Here is a 17,579-nt window from a genome sequence, read left to right as displayed (position 1 = left end):
GGGGCAGTTGATCGAGGCAGAGCTGAAGGCGCGGGTCCGCGATCCTGAGCACGTGCACGCAGAGCTGGAGAAGCGTGCGGTCGGCCGCGCCGAGGTCTACCACGACACCTACTACGACACCCCCGACCGCGAGCTGACCGGCGGGGACCGCGAGTTGCGGGTACGCACCGTCCACGGCCCGGACAGCACCCGCACGGTCCTCACTTACAAGGGCGCCCGGGTCGATGACGCCAGCGGCTCCAAGCCGGAGTCCGAGACCGCCGTCACGGACGCCAGTGCGGTGCACGAGATCGTGCGCGGCCTCGGGTACACGCCCGTGATCGAGTTCGAGAAGCGCTGCCGGAATTACTCGATTGAGGCGCACGGCCGCTCGATGCTCGCCACCCTCGTGCAGGTGCCGGAGGTAGACGGGCAGCACTGGATCGAGTTGGAGACGATCGTCCCGGACGACCAGGTCGACGCCGCGCTCGACGATGTACGCGCGGTCCTCGTCGAGCTGGGCATCGAGGACGGCGACTTGACCACCGAGCAGTACACCGACGCGGTTGCCGCCAGCCGGAAAGGCTGAGGCCCCCGTCGCGCTGTTGACGGGGGCCGGTCCATTGGCGTCGGGGGCCGTGCGGGTGCGCGCCGCGCGGTGCGTGTCGGCGCCGTACCGTCCGCGTTCGAGCCGTGGAGCGCCCCTCGGCGACGTGCCGCGGCCGGTCCACGCTCAGCCGGTGAGTTCGGCTCGCCATTGCCGGGGCCACGAACCCGAGGGCGGCGGGTCTCCCGCGATGCCGAGGTCGCGTCGGGCGCTCGCGTAGAAGGCATCGCGTGCCGCGCTCGCCAGGGCGTGGGCCTTGGTCCACATCGCGGGGTCCGCCGGCCCCTCCCGTACGAGGAGTTCGATGGTCCAGATCGTCTCGTGCCAGCGCCGCGCCGCCGCGATCGTCGCCGCGTCACCGACCAGCAGGACGGACTCCCACTCCGTCGCGCGGCGGGACTCGGCGTCGGCGAGGAGCGGGAGGCCGTCGGCGGGCTGCAACGGGTCGGCCACGTCGGCGAATCCGAGGGCGGCGCCTATGCGCTGGGCGACGCGCAACTGCGCCTTGAGCACGTTGGCGTAACGGCCGTACGTCTCGAAGCGCTTCTCGTCCCAACGCTCCTCCCGCTGCCGCCTCCACCGTCGGCGCTCGGTCGAGGTCTGCACGGCGTACGAGCCGAGCGAACCGATCACGACGCCTATCAGAGCGGGCAGTTGATCCCAGAGCGCCACAGTCTCTCCCCGGCCGAATCCGCGCTGCCGCACCCTCGTCCCCGCGGCCCGGGAACCCTACCCACATTCGCCGCGGCACACCTCCGCGCCGACGCGGCACCGGTCCGGCCCGGTCCCCGTGGCGTCGGGTCGACGGCCGCCCGGCTCGCCCCGTGCCGCCGTGCCCGTTATGGCTCGCCCCGTGAGGATTCTTCCGCGGGCGGGGGTCAGAACGGGGTGTCGTCGGTGGGGCGGGTGGTGCCGGGGCGGGTGTTCACGGACCAGATGTGGGTGCAGCGCGGGCACTGGAGGTGGATGACCGGGCCCTTGTTGGCGAGCAGGTAGCGCCAGTGCTCGCCGCAGTTGCGGCGGGCCGCGCAGGTCGCGCAGTGGCGGGCGTCGTCGCAGACGGGGCAGGCCACCCAGGCGCGGCGGGCGATGTCCGCGTGCGGGTCAATGGGCAGCCGCACGGCCCGGCTCCTCCCCTGTCCCCGGCAGGACGCCGGCCGCCACCAGCAGGTCGTAGGTGCGCTGCTGGTCGGCGTCCAGGTCCGAGTAGAGGAGGGCGTACGCCTCGTCCTCGCCCCGCAGGACGGCCATCGGGTCCCAGTCCGGACCGAGCGCGGCCACGACCTCGGCCCGGCGGCGGGCTTCCTCGAAGGTCAGGTCGATCGCGAAGGGTATGAGGCCGGTGGTGTTGTCCTGGTTCATGGCGAGACTTCCGGTGTACGGGGGTAACCTCACCATCTGTACCAGGCGCCCGCGAGGTGGGAAAGGGGCTCCGGGGTGGCCCGGGAGCCGTCCGGAGCGGGGCTTCCCTCGGCCCCGCGCCGGCCGCGCCCGGATCGGTCGCCGGGCGGGGGCTGTTGCCGCGCCCGAGCCCCGACCGCCGGGTATGCCCTGCTTGCGACGGTGTGACGTATTTCATGACGGCTTCCGCGCGGGCGGAGGGCGTGGTTGCGGAGTGAAGGGTGGGGCGGTTGAGTGGGGATCATGATCACTCGAACCCTGTACCTGTTCGCTTCCGCCGCGCCTCCGGTGTTCGACGTGGCGCGGGTGATCGAGTCCGCGCAGCGGGCCGGGTGGGACGTGTGCCTCGGGCTGACGCCCACCGCGGCGCGGTGGTTGGGCGACTCGCTGGACGGCCTCGCGGTGCTGACCGGGCACCCGGTGCGCTGGGAGTACAAGTTGCCCGGGCAGCCGGACGTCTGGCCGCCGGCCGACGTGGTCGTGGTGGCCCCGGCGACCTTCACGACGATCAACGCGTGGGCGGCCGGGATCACCGACAAGTTCGTGGTCGGGGTGGCCGCGGAGGCGATCGGCAAGGGCACCCCGCTGATCGCGATGCCCTGCCTGAACGCGGCGTACGCCCGGCATCCCGCGTTCGAGCGGTCGGTGGGGGAGCTGCGGCTGGCCGGCGTGCGGGTGCTGCACGGCCCGGGCGGCTTCGAGCCGGGCCCGCCGGAGGGCGACGACCCGGTGGGCTACCCGTGGCACCTGCTGCTGGAGGAGCTGGGCGCGGCGGGCGACGTACGGTGAGCGGGCGAGCCCCGCGCTGAGCGGTGCCGGGAGCGGGTGGCCGGGCGGCGGGTGGCCGGGCCGGCAACGGTCGAGCGACGCCCGGCGCCGGCGGGCGGCGCCGGCGTACGCACCCGCTCCCCACCGTGCCCGGCCCCACCCCGTAACGGCCCCCCGATGAAAGGGCGTTGGGCGACACGCCGACACGTTTAGGGATTTGCTGACCCTTTCGGGTGAACGAAGAGGGTTCGCGCGGGTGTGCGCGGTGGTGCTGCGAAGCATTGAGGGGTGAGCACTTCATGGGGGAGGCTCGCCCGGATGTGGGCGGCGCTCGCCGTGGTGATGGCAGCGGGTTCATGGGGTCTGAGCGGCGTGGCGGCCGCGACCCCCGGACCCGGCTGCCCCGACGGCATACGCGCGGCCCGCGCCTGTACGACCTCCCATCCACCAGCCCGCCCGGGCGCCGCGCGAGAACGGTCAGGGCCGCCCGGCCCGGCGTCCTCCCGGCACTCGGGCCCAGCGGCGTACGCGCCGCACCCAGCACACGCGAACCACGCACCGGCGGCGCCCCAGGACCGCCCGGACCGGCCGCACCACCCCGACCGGTCCGGCCCAGGGGCCACCGCGCCCTCGCGGGCGACACCGGACGGCCCGAACCCGTCGGCGGAACCTGACCCGACGCCGAGCCGTACGCCGACCCGCGTGCCGAGCCCTACGCCGACATCGGCACCGACGCCGACCCGTACGCCGGCACCTACCTCCACCCCAACTCCCGTCCCCAGCACGGTCCCTGCCCGTACCCCGGCTCCCGCGGCGACCAGCGCGCCGCCCACCCCGGTTCCGACGGTCGGCACACCCGAGGTCGTGCCCGACCGGACCGACCAGCCGCCGTACCCGCGGCAACCGGCCCACGTACGGCCCCCGTTCTGGGAGCTCGGCGCGCACCACGCCGGCCGGCCGCGGACGCATCGGCACCCGAGCCCGTTCCCGGGCTCGCCCTGGCCGCTGAAGTGCGGCCCCTGGTACTGGCCTTGGGCGTGGACCTGGAGCTGGACCGGGGGCTGGTCCGGCACGTGGACCTTCCCGTCGGGCTGGCTGTGGCACCCGCGCCCCCCGGCGTCCTGCCACCCGAAGCCGCCCCCGCCGCCACCTCCACCACCCACGACTCCGCCACCCACGACCCCGCCACCGTCGACCCCCACCCCCACACCCACGCCCACCCCGAAGCCGAAACCGACCCCGACCCCGACCCCCACCCCGACCCCCACCCACCGCGCGGCCGTGGCACCGCCGCCCGCTTCTCCACCGCCCCCGCCACCCAGCCCCACCCCGCGACCGACCCCCACCCCCACTCCCAGGGCCACCCCGAGCCCCGCCGCCGCGCCGCCGCAACCCGTGGCCTGGCCGACCCCCGCGCCCAAGGCCGTGCGCAAGCCGACGCGGCACACCCGCACCGTGATGGAGACGATGCTGCTCACCACCGTGCCCGCCCTGCTCGCCGTGGCCGTACTGCGGCCGGGCTCCAACACCTACCGCAGGAACCGCTAGCGAAAGAGGGGGAGTTCACCCATGTCACAGTGGTTGGTGCTGGTCATCGCGATGGCCGCGGTGTGTGCCGTGGTGATCAGTGTCGTGGTGCTCAGACAGCGCAGGATCACCGACGACGACGACCCGTCCGAGACCCCGGACGTCATCGAGTACATGGTCATGATGATCGGCGTGGTCTACGCGATCGTGCTCGGTCTGGCCATCGCGGGCGTGTGGGAGGGCCGCGGCAGCGCCCAGGCGGACGTGCTCGCCGAGGCGCAGGCCCTGCACGAGATCAAGGCCCGGGTGCAGGTCTACCCGGCCGGTGTACGGGACCAGGTGCGCGCGGACGTGGACGCGTACGCCTCCTATGTCGCCGACAAGGAATGGCCGTACATGCGGAACCACGACGAACTGTCGCCCAGGGCCACGCAGTTGCTGGACAAGGTGCGTACCGACGTCACGCAGTACGACCCGAAGAGCGACCTCGGCCAGCAGGCGTACCAGCCGCTGCTGGACCAGGTCACGGCCGTGGACCAGGCCAGGACGAACCGGGGGCAGAGTCTCGGGGCCACGATGCCGGGGATGGTGTGGTTCGGCCTGATCACCGGGGCGCTGGTCACGGTCGGGCTGATCTTCACGTTGCAGATCCGGCGCTCCGGAAGGGAGTTGCTCCTCGCCGGACTGTTCAGCGCGCTCATCGCGTTCCTGCTCTTCCTGATCTGGGACCTGGACGCGCCGTTCGGCGACGGCCTGTCGGTGAGCGCGAGCGTCTTCCGGGAGATCGTGCTCCGGCAGTGAGCGGCGGCGCGACCGCCGAGCCGTGAGACGTGAAAGAGGGCGGTTCCCCCACCAGGCCCGGTGGGGGAACCGCCCTTCTCGGTACGGCTGTCATGCGGTTGCTAGGTCCCGCGGCTGCTGCGCGCTGCGGCGGCTACGGCCCCGCGGCAGCTCCGCCGCACGGCTCAGCGCCAGTTGGACACGTTGACGTTCTCCAGCACGCCGAGCGCGTCGGGCACCAGCACGGCGGCGGAGAAGTACGTCGTCACCAGGTAGCTGATGATCGCCTTCTCGTCGACGCCCATGAAGCGGACATTGAGCCCGGGTTCGTACTCGTCGGGCAGGCCGGTCTGGTTGAGACCGATGACGCCCTGGTTGTCCTCGCCGGTACGGATGGCGATGATCGAGCTGGTCCTGGCCTCGGTGACCGGGATCTTGTTGCAGCTCAGGATGGGCACGCCGCGCCAGCCGGGGACGGTGGAGCCGTTCACCTCCACGGGGTCCGGGTAGATGCCCGCGCGGGTGCACTCGCGGCCGAACGCGGCGATGGTGCGCGGGTGGGCGAGCAGGTAGCGGGTGTTGCGGCGGCGGCTGATCAGCTCGTCCAGGTCGTCGGGCAGCGGCGGCCCGGCGTGCGGCTGGATGCGCTGGTCGTAGTCCGCGTTGTTGAGCAGGCCGAACTCGGGGTTGTTGATCAGCTCGTGTTCCTGGCGCTCCCGCAACGCCTCGACGGTGAGCTTGAGTTGCTGCTCGGTCTGGTTCATCGGTTCGTTGTAGAGGTCGGCCACCCGGCTGTGCACCCGCAGCACGGTCTGGGCGACGCTCAACTCGTACTCGCGCGGCTTGACTTCGTAGTCCACGTAGGTGGCCGGCAGCGCGGCTTCGCCCTTGTGGCCCGAGGCCAGCTCGATCGCGGCCTCACCGCGCTTGTTGGTGCGCTGGGTCGGGATCGCCCGGAACGCGTCGAGGTGTTCGCGCAGCGGTGGGGCGGCATCCAGCAGCGACAGCAGCGACTGCCGCGGCAGTTCCAGCACCGTGGTCGCGGTGGCGGCCTTGGAGGTGTACTGCCAGGTGTCCTCGCCCAGCAGCGCCTGCTCGCCGAAGTAGGCGCCGTCGGCGAGCGAGCCGAGCTGGGTGGGCTCGCCGTACGACCCCTCGCCGATCTTCTCGACCTTGCCGTGGGCGATCAGGAAGACGGTGTCCGCCGGGCGGCCGGCCTCGGCCAGCACGTCACCCGCCGCGTACTCCCGTTGGACGAAACGATCCGCCAGCGCGGTGAGTGCCGCCACGTCGTCGAACGACCGCAGCGCGGCGATCTCGCCCAGTTCCTGCGGGATGACCCGGACCTCGGAGCCGGTCTTCACGAAGGTCACCCGGCCGTCGCCCACCGCGTAGCTCAACCGGCGGTTGACCCGGTACGTGCCCGCGTTGACCTGCACCCACGGCAGCACTTTGAGCAGCCAGCGGGACGAGATGCCCTGCATCTGCGGGGTGGACTTCGTGGTGGTCGCCAGATTCCGCGCGGCGGCAGTGTCGAGACTGGTCCGCGCGTGAGCGTCCTGCGGATTGCCTTGTGCGGTGTCCTGACCCGCATCAACCGACATGGACTGTCCTTCCCGTAAGGAGCTGATACGGCCCAATTCTTTCCAGTACGCAGAGTGCTGACTATTGCCGGATCGAGTGAGAATACTTTCCGAAATTCTGGAAAGCGGGGCTCCGGCCGGGGTGATCCGTCCGGTTCCGTGCGGCTCCGTGGGCATCCGTCCCTGGGGTGCGAACTGATGTGCGTCGCATGGGGGTTGGGGGGAAGGCGAGGGTCTGAGGGCGCCGACCGGGCGCTCGGGGCGCCTACTCCGGCGCCGACCGCTTCAAGGAGGCTTCACATGCTTGCTGCCGTGGGCGCTGTCATCTTCGCCATCGGGTACATCGTCAACGCGACCAGCACCGGAACGGACGCCGGTTTCACGCCATTCAGCCTGCTGCTGGCCGGTGCGTTCTGCGTCGCGCTGCACCTGGCCGGGGTCGGCTCGGGGTGGAGCTACCCGTCGTCCAGACGGCGTCGTCGCTGATCGGCGGCGGCCGGTGGCGGGGACGAGGCGGACCGGGGTGGCCGTAGGGGCCGCAGGCCGGCGCGGAGGCGCTCGGCGCCGCGCGCGGGCTGTGCGGCCGGGCGCTCAGCGCGTCAGCGCGCCTCCACCACCGCGCCGCCCACCGGCGGCGTGGTCTGCGGCGGGATGCCGAGCGGGTTGCCGGCGAGCGAAGGGGAGAGCGAGGGGGAGAAGGCCGGCCGCGGCGGGATGAGCGGGGGGACCAGCGGCGGAATCAGCGGGGCGATCGGTGTCGAGAGCGGCGCCGCCGCGGAGGCCGCCGCTGTGACAGGGGCCACGAGGGGCGTCGCGAGGGGTGTCACGGCAGGTGTCGCGTCAGGCGTCACGACGGGGGCCGCAGCCGACGGACCCGCGGTGAGCGGCGCGGCGGCGAACTCGGCCGCCTCGATCGCTATCCGCCGCTCGCGGCGGAAGATCAGCGCGGCGAAGGCCCCGGCGCCCAGCAGTGCGATGAACGACATCAGGGTGCCGAACCAGCTCGCGCCCAGCCACCGGCCGCCGATCCAGCCGAGACCGACGCTGTAGGTGGCCCAGCAGACCCCGGCCAGCGCCGACCAGGGCAGGAAGTCGCGCGGGCGGCGGCGGGCCGCTCCGGCGCCGAGGCTGACGACGCTGCGGCCGGCGGGCGCGAAGCGGGCCAGCACCACCAGGGCGCCGCCACCGCTGTTGAGTACCTGTCCGAGCCGTTCATGGGCGGCGGCGAGCCGTCGCGAGTTCGCGATGCGCCGGTCGAACCACGCCCCGCCGCGCCAGGCGAGCCGGTATGCGAGCAGATCGCCCGCGCAGGACGCGGTCGCCGCGCACACCAGCAGCACGAGGATGTCGAGGATGCCGTCCCTGGCGCCGGTCGAGCCGGCGGTGGCCGCGCTGATCACCAGGACGCCGCTGGGCAGGACCGGGACGAACACGTCCAGCAGCACGGAGAGCGCCACGAGAACGTAGATCCACGGCCACTCGAAGAGGGAGCCCAGGTGATGCAGCACTACGCCTCCTCGCCCTTCGCCGTCGTGCCCGTGTCGTGCCTTGGTCTGGTGCCTTGGTCCTGCGAGCCCGTCTGCGAAGTGCCCCGGAGACCTGCTTCCGGTGTCGCGTCAACGAGCGGCGGATCTTCATCCGCCGTCAGCCGTACAGCGTACGCCAGTAGTGGACCGCGGTTCCGTCGAGGGCACGTGACGTAATAGACAATCACGGCGTTATTACGGCGGGAATACTCTCGCGGAAACGGTTCGGCGCAGATTCTGCGGAGTCGGCGACGAAACCGCACGCCAAGTGTGAGGTGGTCCAGTCCCGTGACAGCGGCCGGCGCCGTTCTTCTGCCCGAGTCCGGCGGTTTCCCGGCCGTCTCGCTCCCTTCGTTCCCTTCGATCCCTTTGCCCTCTTCGCTCGGATCACCCGCTTCTTTCCTGGCGTCTTCTTCGTCCTCGTCGCTGCTGCCGGTGAACCGGACGCTCGGGATCGTGCTCGCGGTGCTGCTGGTGGCGGCGGCGGGCATCGCTGCTTACGCGCGGCTGGCCGACGTGCGGGAGAACTACGCGCACGGCATCGTGCTGGCCGGCGTCCGGGCCGCGGTGCAGCTCGCCGCGGTGTCCGCGCTGATCGGGTGGGTGGTCAAGCACCAGGCCGCGCTGCTCGCCTTCGTGCTGCTGATGTACGCGGTCGCCTCGCGAACGGCGGGACGGCGCGTCACCACCGACCGTACCTGGCGCTGGGCCGCGGTGCCGGTGGGCGCCGGTGCGCTGCCCGTGGTGGCCGTGCTGGTGCTCAGCGGGCTGGTGCCGATCGACGGCATCGCGCTGATCCCGGTGGCGGGCATCCTCATCGGCGGCGGGCTGACGGCCACCGTGCTGGGCGGGCGGCGGGCGCTGGAGGAGCTGTCCGGGCGGGCCGGCGAGGTGGAGGCGGCGATGGCGATCGGCCTCAGCGACCGGGACGCGCGGATGGAGATCGCCCGGCCGGCGGCCTCGGGCGCGCTGATCCCGGGGCTCGACCAGACCAGGACGGTGGGCCTGGTGACCCTGCCGGGGGCGTTCGTCGGCATGCTGCTGGGCGGGGCGAGCCCGGTGTCGGCCGGCGCGGTGCAGCTCTTCGTCCTGATCGCGTTGATGGCGGTGCAGGCGGTGTCCGTGGCGGTGGTGCTGGAACTGGTCGCGCGCGGCCGGATCACCCGGCCCCGGCACGGTGAGCCGCCGCACAGACGCTCGTGGGCCGAGGTCGTGCGGGGGCGGAAGGCGTGAGCCTACGGCGGGATGGCGGGTCGTACGGTCTCGCGCCCTCGCGGGCCCGTTACCGTAGGCGAGCGCGCCGCTCGGGAGCGTGACCGTGCGCGGTCGCCCCCGGCCGGGCCGGGGGCGGGATGCCGTACGATGAGGGCAGCAGAAGGGGAGTAGCTCTTCGCCGGACCGTCGACATACTGCCGGGCCGTTCCGCATCGCGAGGTGCGCGGACGTGCCGGGCCGGCGCCCGGAGGCGGTGCACCGCGCGTGCCCGCCAGCGAGACCTTCGGCCGCAGTGTCCTGACGCTGCCGTGCCGAAGCGACCCCTGGAAAGCCCATGGTCCTCTCGGTGCGGCCGCCCCGACCGATCGAGGAAAAGCTTCCGTGCTCAGCATCAGCGTCATCGCCGTCGTCTTCGGCGTGATCTTCCTGGCCGAACTCCCCGACAAGACCGCGCTCGCCAGTCTCATGCTCGGGACCCGCTACCGCCCGTCCTACGTCTTCGTCGGCGTCGCCGCCGCCTTCGTCGTCCATGTCGCGCTCGCGATCGCCGCCGGCAGCCTGCTGACGCTGCTGCCGCACCGCTGGGTGCAGGGCGTCGTCGGCCTCCTCTTCCTCGGCGGCGCCGCCATGCTGCTGCTGTCCAAGGGAGAGGACGAGGAGGAGGTCAAGGAGCCGGCCGGCCAGAGCTTCTGGAAGGTGTCGGGGGCGGGCTTCATGCTCATCCTCGTGGCCGAGTTCGGCGACCTCACGCAGATCATGACCGCGAACCTCGCGGCGCGCTACGACAATCCCGTCTCCGTCGCCATCGGCGCCGTGCTCGGGCTCTGGGCGGTCGGCGCCCTCGGGATCTTCGGTGGCCGCCTCCTGATGAAGCGGGTGCCGCTGTCCCTGATCACCAAGGTCGCGGCCGCGGTCATGGTCGTCCTCGCGGGCCTCAGCCTGTACGAGGCGGCGACGGGCGCGGCGCTCCTCTGAGCGACCCGGGCCGCCCCGGTTGTCGGACCCCGTTCGTAGGGTGGCGGTCGTGACGGGAACGAAGAGCGGTGCGGGGGCCATGTCGTGCGCGAACTGATCGCGTTGACGGTGGGAGCGGGGGCCGGCGGGGGAACGGGCGCGGCGCGGGGCGGGGGCCCGGCGGCGGCGCTGGCGGCCGCGCGGCCGGCGCGTACCGCGGCGGCGCGGATCACCGCGGCCGGCGGGGTGGACGAGCAAGTGGCGGGCGGGCTGCGCGCGTTGGTGGCGGAGCGGCTGGGCGGCAGCGCCGCGCGGTGGCTTCGGGTGCACGACGCGCTCGCCGAATACCCCGGCAGCGTGCCCGAGTTGCTCGCCGACGAGGCCCCGCCCGTGCCGCCGGCCCCGTCGGGCGGCGCCTTGCGGGCACCGGCGCCGCGCAGCGTGCACGACACGTTCGCGCTCCTGATCGAGCACGCCGCGCCCGAGCACGCGGCCGTCGCGCTGGCGGCGCTGCCGGACCGTACGGTGGAACTGCTGCTGTCCGGTGGGGCGTTGCCGGGGCCGGGCCTGACCGCGGCCGTCACGGAGCACGGCGGCACCCGCGCCCGGGTGGCGCTGGCCCGGCACTCCCGGCTCGACCCGAGGGTGCTGGCGCGGCTGCTCGACGTCGGGGACCCGGCGGTCGGGGCGGCGGTCTACCGCAACCCGCGCGCCACGTACTCCCTGCGCCGTACGCTCGCCCGCCGGCTCGACACGGTGCCGATGGACGAGGCGCTGCGGGCCGAACTGACCGACCCGGGCGCCGATGTGCCGCGCACCTGGCTCGCGCCGCTGCTGTGCTCGGGCGATCCGGCGCTGACGGCAAGGGCGTTGGGCGCCGGCGCCCGGGGCGTGGCCCAGCAGTACGCCCTGGCCCGGGTCTGGGAGCGCGGCGGCCCCGAGGCGCTGCGCGGCCTGCTCGACGACCCGGCCGTCACCGGCCACCTGACCCGGCCCGTGCACGGGGCCGTCGCCGCGGCACTGGCCGAGGAGGACGGTTCGGGCGACGCCCTGCGCCGGCTGTACGCGCGGGGCGAGCCGTACGACGACCCCGGGCGGCTGCCGGGCCTGCTCGCCGTCACCCGCGGCACCAGCACGCTGCGTGACCTGCTGGCGGAGCCGTACGCGCACGACCTGCACGCGCTGCACAAGGCTCACGTGGAGCGCCCGTTCATGCCCAAGGCGTGCGAGGAACTGGCCCGGCACGAGGGGGCGAGCGACGAGCAGCGGCTCGCGTTCAGGCTGAGCGTGCTCAACGAGCCCTGGCGCACCGGCGGTCGGCGCTCCGGGAACATCTCGGCGCCGGAACGCCGCCTGGCCGAGGAGGAGTTGGACTACGGCGCCGAGCTGTGGGCGGAGGGGGTGGTCGCGGCGGGGCTGCTCGACCCGGTCGAGCTGGTGCGGGCCGCCCGGCCGGCGGTCCGGGCGCTCGCGGCGCTGAGCGCGCTGGAGGGGCGCGGCCTGCTCACCGGTGCCGCGGTGGGGGAGTTGCGCGCGGCGGCCGACGCGCATCTCGGCGACTCGGCCGAGGCGTGGGCGGCGTTCGACCGGCTGCTGCCCGAATATCCGGGCGGGCTGAGGGAGTTGATCGCGGCGGCGGCGGAGGCCGTGGCGGCGGAGGGGCCGCAGGGGTCGGAGGAGTCCGGGGAGTCCGGGGAGTCCGGTGCGGCGGGGGCCTCCGCCGAGGCTTCCGCCGGGGATGACGCGCTCGCGGCGGGAGGTTCGGGGGTCGCGGGGGAGCGGTACGACCCGCCGCTGACGCCACGGGGAGCCGTCGAGCGGGCCGCGCTGTCCGCCCTCGACCTGCTCCGTACCCTCGCCCCGGCCGACGCGGCGCCGCCCGATCCCGTCGATGTCGGCGTCCTGCGCTTCCTGGCGGGCACCAGTTGGGCGGACAGCCCCGGCCTCGCCACCCCCGGGTGGCTCGTCGGCGCGTGCGCGGCGCGGGAGGTCGAGCCACCGGACCACGGCTCCTGGTATGCCGCGCCCGCGTCCGCGACGGTGCGCGGGAAGCTCCCGGAGTCCTGGGGGTCCAGCGCGGTCCCCACCGAACTCGCCTACACCCAGGGCATCCTGACCGCCGACGACCTGCTCGGCTGGCTGCCCGCGTACCGCCTGCTGAGCCTCCCGCACGACTGGCGGCGGTCGGCCTTCCCCGTCGGATGGCGCAACGCCCTTGCCCGGCGCCTGCGTTCCGCACTCGGCGCCGACCCCGAGGCATGGCTCCGGCTGGCGGCGGTGGCGGGGCAAGCGGCCGTCGAGGACACCTGGCTGGAGCTGCTGTCGCGGGCGCGGGCAGGAGCCGGGCCCGGCGCGGAGGCGGAGGTCGGGCCGGAGGACGGGGCGGGCCGGCCGTCCTGGGACCGGCACACAGCGCGCCCGGGCACCCCTGAGGAGGCACTCGGGTTGCTGGCACACGGCGACCACCTGTGGGTCTGGCCGGTGGGCACCCTGCTGTGCCTGGCCGACGCCGAGGTGATCGACGCGGTGCTGTCCCGACTCGGCCCCGACGGACCGTGGTTGCTCGCCGCGTACCTGCTGCGCCACGACCACATACCGCGCCCGGCCTTCGAACGGCTGCTCGCCGGCCGCGACCCGCGGGCCCTGCGGGTCCTCGCCACCCAGCAGCGTTGGCTCGAAGACGGCCTGGCCGCGCGGCTGGCCGACGTCGACGACCCCGGCACCGATCTCGCGCTGCTGCGACACACCCGCGATCCGCTCGTCGTACGCCGCGTCGTCGAGCGGTCGTCACGTCGTACCGCTGCGGCGGCAGCGGCACAGGCAGCGGCAGGAGCCGCACGCACGGATGCCGGTACGGATGCCGGTACGGACGCCGCTACGGCTACGGGCACGGGCGCGCCCATGGAGCCGGTCGCCGCGCTGGTGCTCGCCGAGGTGCGGGCCGATCCGTCGGCGGGGCCGGCCGGGGGCATGCGATGGCTCGGCTCGGCCGAGCCGGACCTGGTCGAGGAGATCCTCGTCCGGTACGCCACCGAACTCGGCTTCGTCCAGCAGGTGTTCGGCTGCCTGAGCCTCCTCGAACACGGCGGCGCGACCCGCCTCACCGCGCTGGTCGGCCGCGGCCCGCTCGGCCAGGCCGCCACCAAACTGTGCATCAAGGCGCTGGACTCCCGTGATCCGGCCGCCGTGCTCCGCGCCCGGCTCGACCGGGAACGCGCCCCGGCCAAGATGGTCAAGAAGCTCCGCCGCGCCTCCCACCGCTGGACCGCGACGAGCGCCGTGACGGCGGACCCGGTCGGCGCCGACTGGCAGGCGTTGGAGGCCGCGCACCAGGAGGAACCGCTGCCGTACTGGGAGGAGTTGATCGGCATGTCGCTCGCTCCCCCCGAACTGCGGCTGCGCTACGCCGGGTCGGTGCGCGAGCCCGGCCCGTCCGGCCTGCCCGACGGCGCCGCACTCACCCGGGCGCGCGCCCGCCACGGAGTGGCCGGCCTCTACCACTGCGCGACCGTCACCCAACTCGACGGCCTCCTCACGTCCGGCCTGCTGACCGCCACCGACCTGCTGGACGTGGCCGCCCCTGCGGCCCTCGTCCTCGACTACCTCGGCAGCGCCGCCCGCCGCACCGACGCCCCGTCCGAGGCGGCCACCGCACTCGCGGCGCTGGCCGGCCTCGTCCGGGTCCGGCTCGGCTCCGACGAGGCGGCCTGGGCGCGGGTCACCGCGCGGCTGACGGGCCGCGATCCGCGCTGGGAGCCCGTGTCCCCGGTGGACGCGCTCCTCTCGTGAAGACTTCGCGGAGGGCGACGCAAGGCGCGGGAGGGCCGGGTTAGGCTGCGCCCCACGTCTCCGGGGGGAGCTCATCGTGCGCCGATCACCGGCCGTCCCGCTCATCGCCGTCGCGGCTGCCGTGACGGCCGCGCTGACCGGGTGCGGGGGAGGGCACGCGGCACCCAAGCCCGCGCCCTCCCGTACGCCCGACTCCGCGCTGGAGTCGTTGAAGTCGCAGCAGAGTCTGGTCACCACGGTGCGGCGGGCCGCACCCGACCCCGACAAGGCCACCTCCTGCGACAGTCTCGTGCTGGACTCGTGGGAGCAGCGGGTGGCCGGCTTCGTCGTCAACGGCGAGCACTTCCCCGCCGTCGCCGATCCCGCGCACCCGAAGACCACCACGTCCGGGCGACCGGAGGTGTACGCCAAGCGGTTCAGCGCGGGCCGGGCGTTCCTCGACCCGTCGAGCGGACGGCTGGTCGACGGCGCCGACGCGGCGCAGACCCGCGCGTACGACGCCTGGCTGGTGGACCCCGCCGTCGTCCACAAGGCGTACCAGCCCTATCAGAGCTTCCTGTTGGGCTATCTCGACGGTGGCGGGTCCTGCTGACGCCTACTTGCTCTCCAACGTCCCCAGCGGGCTGGGGTCTTCGGCCAGCGCGGCGGCCGCTGCCTTCCAGCCGGTGTCCTCGGGGCGGAGCGCGCTGTGCAGGAAGGCCGTGCTGAGCCGCTGGACCAGCGCGACGCGGGCCGGGTTCTCGTCCGTCGTGGCGGTGGACTCGTACCCGTTGATGCCGCCGAGCGAGTGCTCGGCCCCGAAGAGCGTGAGCAGGCTCTTGCCGCCCGGGCTGTAGGTGTAGGGGTCGGTGAACCAGTCGGGGCCGCGGGTGGACAGCGCGGACTGGTCGTGGTCGCCGGCCACGATGAGGGCCGGCGCGGTCATGGCGTCGAAGGACGGCCGCATGAAGGAGAAGTGCTCGGCGGCGAACGGGGTCAGCTCGTCGCCCAGACCGGTCAGGGCGAACAGGACGCCGGCCTTGACGCGGGGGTCGGTCATGTCCTCGCCGGGCACCCCGGCGGAGTCCAGGACGCGGGCGCCGAGCAGCGTGCTCGCGCTCTGGGCGCCCCAGGAGTGGCCGGCCACCGCGACGCGGTCGTGGTCGACGCGCCCGGCGAGGCCCGGCACGGCGGCTTCCACCAGGTCGAGCCCGTCCAGGACGCGGGTGAGGTCCTCGATGCGGAAACGCCAGATGCGGGGGGTGCGGGGGTCCTCGGCGGGAATGCCGAGGGTGCGGGAGTCGAGGTGGGTGGGTTGCAGGACCACGAAGCCGTGGGCGGCCCAGAAGTCGGCGAGCGGGGCGTAGTCGTTCATCGACCCGCCGAAGCCGTGCGAGAAGACGACGACGGGCAGGTGGTGGCCGTCGGCGGGGGCGGAGACGCGGACCTGGAGGTCCTCGCCGCGCTCGGGCGCGGCGGGCAGGACGACCGGCCGTACGGATATCACGGTCGCGGATGTGCCAGAGGTGCCAGAGGTGACCGAAGTGCCGGAAGTGGCTGATGTGGTCGAGATGGTCGCAGTGGTCGGGTCGGACATGGAGCTGCCTTCCGTTCGATGCGCCCGGCAGCGGGCGGCCGGTGTGGCGCCGCGGGTCCTGCCGGGCGGGAGCGAGAGCGCGAGGAGGGCGTGCCGCGGCGCGGGACGGCTTGGTGGCCGGCCCCCGATCTGCCACAATGCACGAAACGGAACCTCGCTCCGCCAACGATACGGAGCAACGTTCCGCTTTGCAAGCTCCTGAGAGGATCACGCGGTGGACGACGGGGACGACGTGGACGGCAGCGCGCACGGCAGCGCTCGCGGCACGGGAAGCGGACCGGCCGGGTCCAGGCGCAAGGACGCCCGGCGCAACCAGCAGACCCTGCTGGACGCGGCCGCCGAGGTCTTCGTCGCCTCCGGCGTCGAGGCGCCGGTACGCGCCATCGCGGAGAAGGCCGGGGTCGGGGTCGGCACCGTCTACCGCCACTTCCCGACCCGCGCGGACCTCATCGTCGCCGTCTACCACCACCAGGTCGACGCCTGCGCCGCCGCCGGCCCCGCGCTCCTCGCGAGCGCGGCCACCCCGTACGACGCCCTGCGGCAGTGGGTCGACCTCTTCGTCGACTTCCTCGTCACCAAGCACGGGCTCGCCGCCGTCCTGCGGCCCGACAGCCCCGGGTTCGACGCGCTGCACGCGCACTTCGTCGACCGGCTCGCCCCCGTCTGCGACCGGCTCCTCGACGCCGCCGTCGAACACGGCGACATCCGCGCCGACCTCGACGGCGCCGCCCGCCTCGACGGGCTCGAACTCATGCGGGGCGTCGGCAACTTGTGCGTCGGCGCGGACAGCGACCCCGACTACGACCCGCGCCGCCTGATCTCCCTCCTCGTCGCCGGCCTCCGCGCCACGCACTGACGCACCCCGCGCACTGGCGCACCCCGCGCACTGGCGCACCCCACGCACTGACGCACGCGGCGCACTGACGCGTAGCCCGACCCGGTCTGCGCCGCGCAGGCCGCACCCCTTCGTGTCAGTTGCCCACGTGCAGCCCGAAACCCGTGCGGCCCGCGGGCTCCAGCCCCTCCTTCAGGTGCAGCGACGGGATCTCGTAGTCGCCGAAGTTCTGCCGCCGGAACGCGATCGGCTCGGTCGTCTCCAGGGTGAGCAGCCGCTGCTGCCAGGCCCGGGCGACGTCCGGGTACTCCTCGTCGGTCATCCGGTCGGTGCCGTACAGCACGAAGGGCGGCAGCACCTCGATGCCCGGGTAGTAGAGGATGCCGTGCTGGATCGGGAACAGCAGGTCGTCGATGGGGCCGTTGATCCCGCGCGCGGCGTAGTGCGACTCCGGGCCGCCGGCGGTCACCGACAGCAGCGCCCTCCTGCCCGCGAGGGAGCCCTCGCCGAAGCGCTCGCCGTACTTGGTGGCGCTGTGCTCGCCGACGCCGTACGCGAAGTTGTAGGTGAACACCCGGTCCACCCAGCCCTTGAGGATGGCGGGCATCGAGTACCACCACAGCGGGAACTGGAGGATGACCGTGTCGGCCCACAGCAGCTTCTCCTGCTCGGCGCGGACGTCCGGGCCGAGCGCCCCGGCGTCGAAGGCCCGGCCGGAGTCGCGGGCGACCTTCAGCGGGCTGGAGGCGTGCGGGCCGTAGTCGGCGGCGTCCACCACCGCCTTCCAGTTCATCGCGTAGAGATCGCTCACCAGCACCTCGTGGCCGGCGCTCTCCAGCGTGGACACCGCGAGGTCCTTCAGCGAGCCGTTGAGCGACTTCGGCTCCGGGTGGGCGTGGACGATCAGCGTCTTCACGGGGACTCCTTCGGATCGGGTGGGTGCCTTCGATTCTGGGCACCGCGTCGCCCGCTGTTCAGGGGCGCCGCTTCCGTCGGACGGGACTTCCTGGTATCGGCAGGACCACCTTCGCGCGGCGCC

General features: G+C 73.7%; 16 protein-coding genes and 1 pseudogene. 10 read left to right on the top strand and 7 right to left on the bottom strand.

Features of this window, described 5'->3' with window-relative positions:
* Positions 1-7 precede the first annotated feature (7 nt).
* Positions 8-568, top strand: a complete 561-nt coding sequence (cyaB, locus tag ACIPAE_RS03965; RefSeq protein ID WP_329369780.1) for a class IV adenylate cyclase — start codon at positions 8-10, stop codon at positions 566-568.
* A 144-nt stretch (positions 569-712) separates the two neighbouring features.
* Here cyaB and ACIPAE_RS03960 read toward each other — a convergent pair whose 3' ends face one another.
* The 3 genes from ACIPAE_RS03960 to ACIPAE_RS03950 form a co-directional block, all read right to left on the bottom strand.
* Positions 713-1,258 (bottom strand): hypothetical protein, encoded by a 546-nt coding sequence (locus tag ACIPAE_RS03960; protein ID WP_402442754.1) that lies wholly within the window; start codon positions 1,256-1,258, stop codon positions 713-715.
* Positions 1,259-1,464: 206 nt separating this feature from the next.
* Positions 1,465-1,707, bottom strand: coding sequence for a hypothetical protein (locus tag ACIPAE_RS03955; protein ID WP_366412056.1), 243 nt, complete (start codon positions 1,705-1,707; stop codon positions 1,465-1,467).
* The gene (locus ACIPAE_RS03950) at positions 1,691-1,948 is read right to left on the bottom strand and encodes a DUF6400 family protein (protein WP_329369787.1); all 258 of its coding nucleotides are present in this window, start codon (positions 1,946-1,948) and stop codon (positions 1,691-1,693) included. Before ACIPAE_RS03950 ends, ACIPAE_RS03955 begins: the two co-directional genes overlap by 17 nt.
* Before the next feature lie 282 nt (positions 1,949-2,230).
* Here ACIPAE_RS03950 and ACIPAE_RS03945 point away from each other — a divergent pair, with 282 nt between their 5' ends.
* The 3 genes from ACIPAE_RS03945 (at position 2,231) to ACIPAE_RS03935 (ending at position 5,083) form a co-directional block, all read left to right on the top strand.
* Positions 2,231-2,776 (top strand): flavoprotein, encoded by a 546-nt coding sequence (locus tag ACIPAE_RS03945; RefSeq protein WP_366412055.1) that lies wholly within the window; start codon positions 2,231-2,233, stop codon positions 2,774-2,776.
* 1,404 nt (positions 2,777-4,180) lie between these two features.
* The gene (locus ACIPAE_RS03940; protein ID WP_402442751.1) at positions 4,181-4,303 is read left to right on the top strand and encodes a hypothetical protein; all 123 of its coding nucleotides are present in this window, start codon (positions 4,181-4,183) and stop codon (positions 4,301-4,303) included.
* 21 nt (positions 4,304-4,324) lie between these two features.
* Entirely contained in the window at positions 4,325-5,083 is a 759-nt protein-coding gene (locus ACIPAE_RS03935; protein ID WP_329369793.1) for a DUF4239 domain-containing protein, read from the top strand.
* Between the two features lie 164 nt (positions 5,084-5,247).
* On the opposite strand, the gene ACIPAE_RS03930 is transcribed toward ACIPAE_RS03935, so the two are convergent.
* Positions 5,248-6,666 (bottom strand): family 2B encapsulin nanocompartment shell protein, encoded by a 1,419-nt coding sequence (locus tag ACIPAE_RS03930; protein WP_329369795.1) that lies wholly within the window; start codon positions 6,664-6,666, stop codon positions 5,248-5,250.
* A 279-nt stretch (positions 6,667-6,945) separates the two neighbouring features.
* Here ACIPAE_RS03930 and ACIPAE_RS03925 point away from each other — a divergent pair, with 279 nt between their 5' ends.
* A complete protein-coding gene (locus tag ACIPAE_RS03925) occupies positions 6,946-7,131 on the top strand; it encodes a hypothetical protein (protein WP_328463621.1) in 186 nt (61 codons plus the stop codon).
* Positions 7,132-7,565: 434 nt separating this feature from the next.
* Here the strand turns inward: ACIPAE_RS03925 and ACIPAE_RS03920 are convergent.
* A pseudogene (locus ACIPAE_RS03920) lies at positions 7,566-8,153 on the bottom strand (DedA family protein); the annotation flags it as partial.
* 444 nt (positions 8,154-8,597) lie between these two features.
* Between ACIPAE_RS03920 and ACIPAE_RS03915 the strand changes: the two are divergent.
* The 4 genes from ACIPAE_RS03915 (at position 8,598) to ACIPAE_RS03900 (ending at position 14,721) form a co-directional block, all read left to right on the top strand.
* Complete coding sequence (locus tag ACIPAE_RS03915) at positions 8,598-9,404, top strand: ABC transporter permease (protein WP_329374329.1); 807 nt, start codon at positions 8,598-8,600, stop codon at positions 9,402-9,404.
* Positions 9,405-9,767: 363 nt separating this feature from the next.
* Positions 9,768-10,361 carry a TMEM165/GDT1 family protein gene (locus tag ACIPAE_RS03910; RefSeq protein WP_329369800.1) on the top strand — a complete coding sequence of 198 codons (594 nt, stop codon included), beginning with the start codon at positions 9,768-9,770 and terminating at the stop codon, positions 10,359-10,361.
* 84 nt (positions 10,362-10,445) lie between these two features.
* Positions 10,446-14,129 carry a hypothetical protein gene (locus ACIPAE_RS03905; protein ID WP_402442748.1) on the top strand — a complete coding sequence of 1,228 codons (3,684 nt, stop codon included), beginning with the start codon at positions 10,446-10,448 and terminating at the stop codon, positions 14,127-14,129.
* 76 nt (positions 14,130-14,205) lie between these two features.
* Positions 14,206-14,721 carry a hypothetical protein gene (locus ACIPAE_RS03900; RefSeq protein ID WP_402442746.1) on the top strand — a complete coding sequence of 172 codons (516 nt, stop codon included), beginning with the start codon at positions 14,206-14,208 and terminating at the stop codon, positions 14,719-14,721.
* A gap of 3 nt (positions 14,722-14,724) precedes the next feature.
* Here ACIPAE_RS03900 and ACIPAE_RS03895 read toward each other — a convergent pair whose 3' ends face one another.
* Positions 14,725-15,705 (bottom strand): alpha/beta hydrolase family protein, encoded by a 981-nt coding sequence (locus ACIPAE_RS03895; RefSeq protein ID WP_402442745.1) that lies wholly within the window; start codon positions 15,703-15,705, stop codon positions 14,725-14,727.
* Between the two features lie 214 nt (positions 15,706-15,919).
* Here ACIPAE_RS03895 and ACIPAE_RS03890 point away from each other — a divergent pair, with 214 nt between their 5' ends.
* Entirely contained in the window at positions 15,920-16,561 is a 642-nt protein-coding gene (locus tag ACIPAE_RS03890; RefSeq protein ID WP_402442743.1) for a TetR/AcrR family transcriptional regulator, read from the top strand.
* A 115-nt stretch (positions 16,562-16,676) separates the two neighbouring features.
* Here the strand turns inward: ACIPAE_RS03890 and ACIPAE_RS03885 are convergent, their stop codons facing one another.
* Positions 16,677-17,456, bottom strand: a complete 780-nt coding sequence (locus tag ACIPAE_RS03885) for an NAD(P)H-dependent oxidoreductase (protein ID WP_329369808.1) — start codon at positions 17,454-17,456, stop codon at positions 16,677-16,679.
* Positions 17,457-17,579: the final 123 nt, after the last annotated feature.

Origin of the sequence: Streptomyces sp. NPDC087270 (genome assembly GCF_044744625.1) — a bacterium.
Taxonomy (GTDB): Bacteria; Actinomycetota; Actinomycetes; order Streptomycetales; family Streptomycetaceae; genus Actinacidiphila.
The sequence above is the reverse complement of the archived record's forward strand: the minus strand, read 5'-3'. Positions and strand labels throughout refer to the sequence as shown.

Coding starts and splice junctions, on each gene's coding strand:
- ACIPAE_RS03945 (WP_366412055.1), top strand. CDS start 2,231: ATGATCACTCGAACCCTGTACCTGTTCGCTTCCGCCGCGCCTCCGGTG.
- ACIPAE_RS03950 (WP_329369787.1), bottom strand. CDS start 1,948: ATGAACCAGGACAACACCACCGGCCTCATACCCTTCGCGATCGACCTG.
- ACIPAE_RS03925 (WP_328463621.1), top strand. CDS start 6,946: ATGCTTGCTGCCGTGGGCGCTGTCATCTTCGCCATCGGGTACATCGTC.
- ACIPAE_RS03935 (WP_329369793.1), top strand. CDS start 4,325: ATGTCACAGTGGTTGGTGCTGGTCATCGCGATGGCCGCGGTGTGTGCC.
- ACIPAE_RS03930 (WP_329369795.1), bottom strand. CDS start 6,666: ATGTCGGTTGATGCGGGTCAGGACACCGCACAAGGCAATCCGCAGGAC.
- ACIPAE_RS03895 (WP_402442745.1), bottom strand. CDS start 15,705: ATGTCCGACCCGACCACTGCGACCATCTCGACCACATCAGCCACTTCC.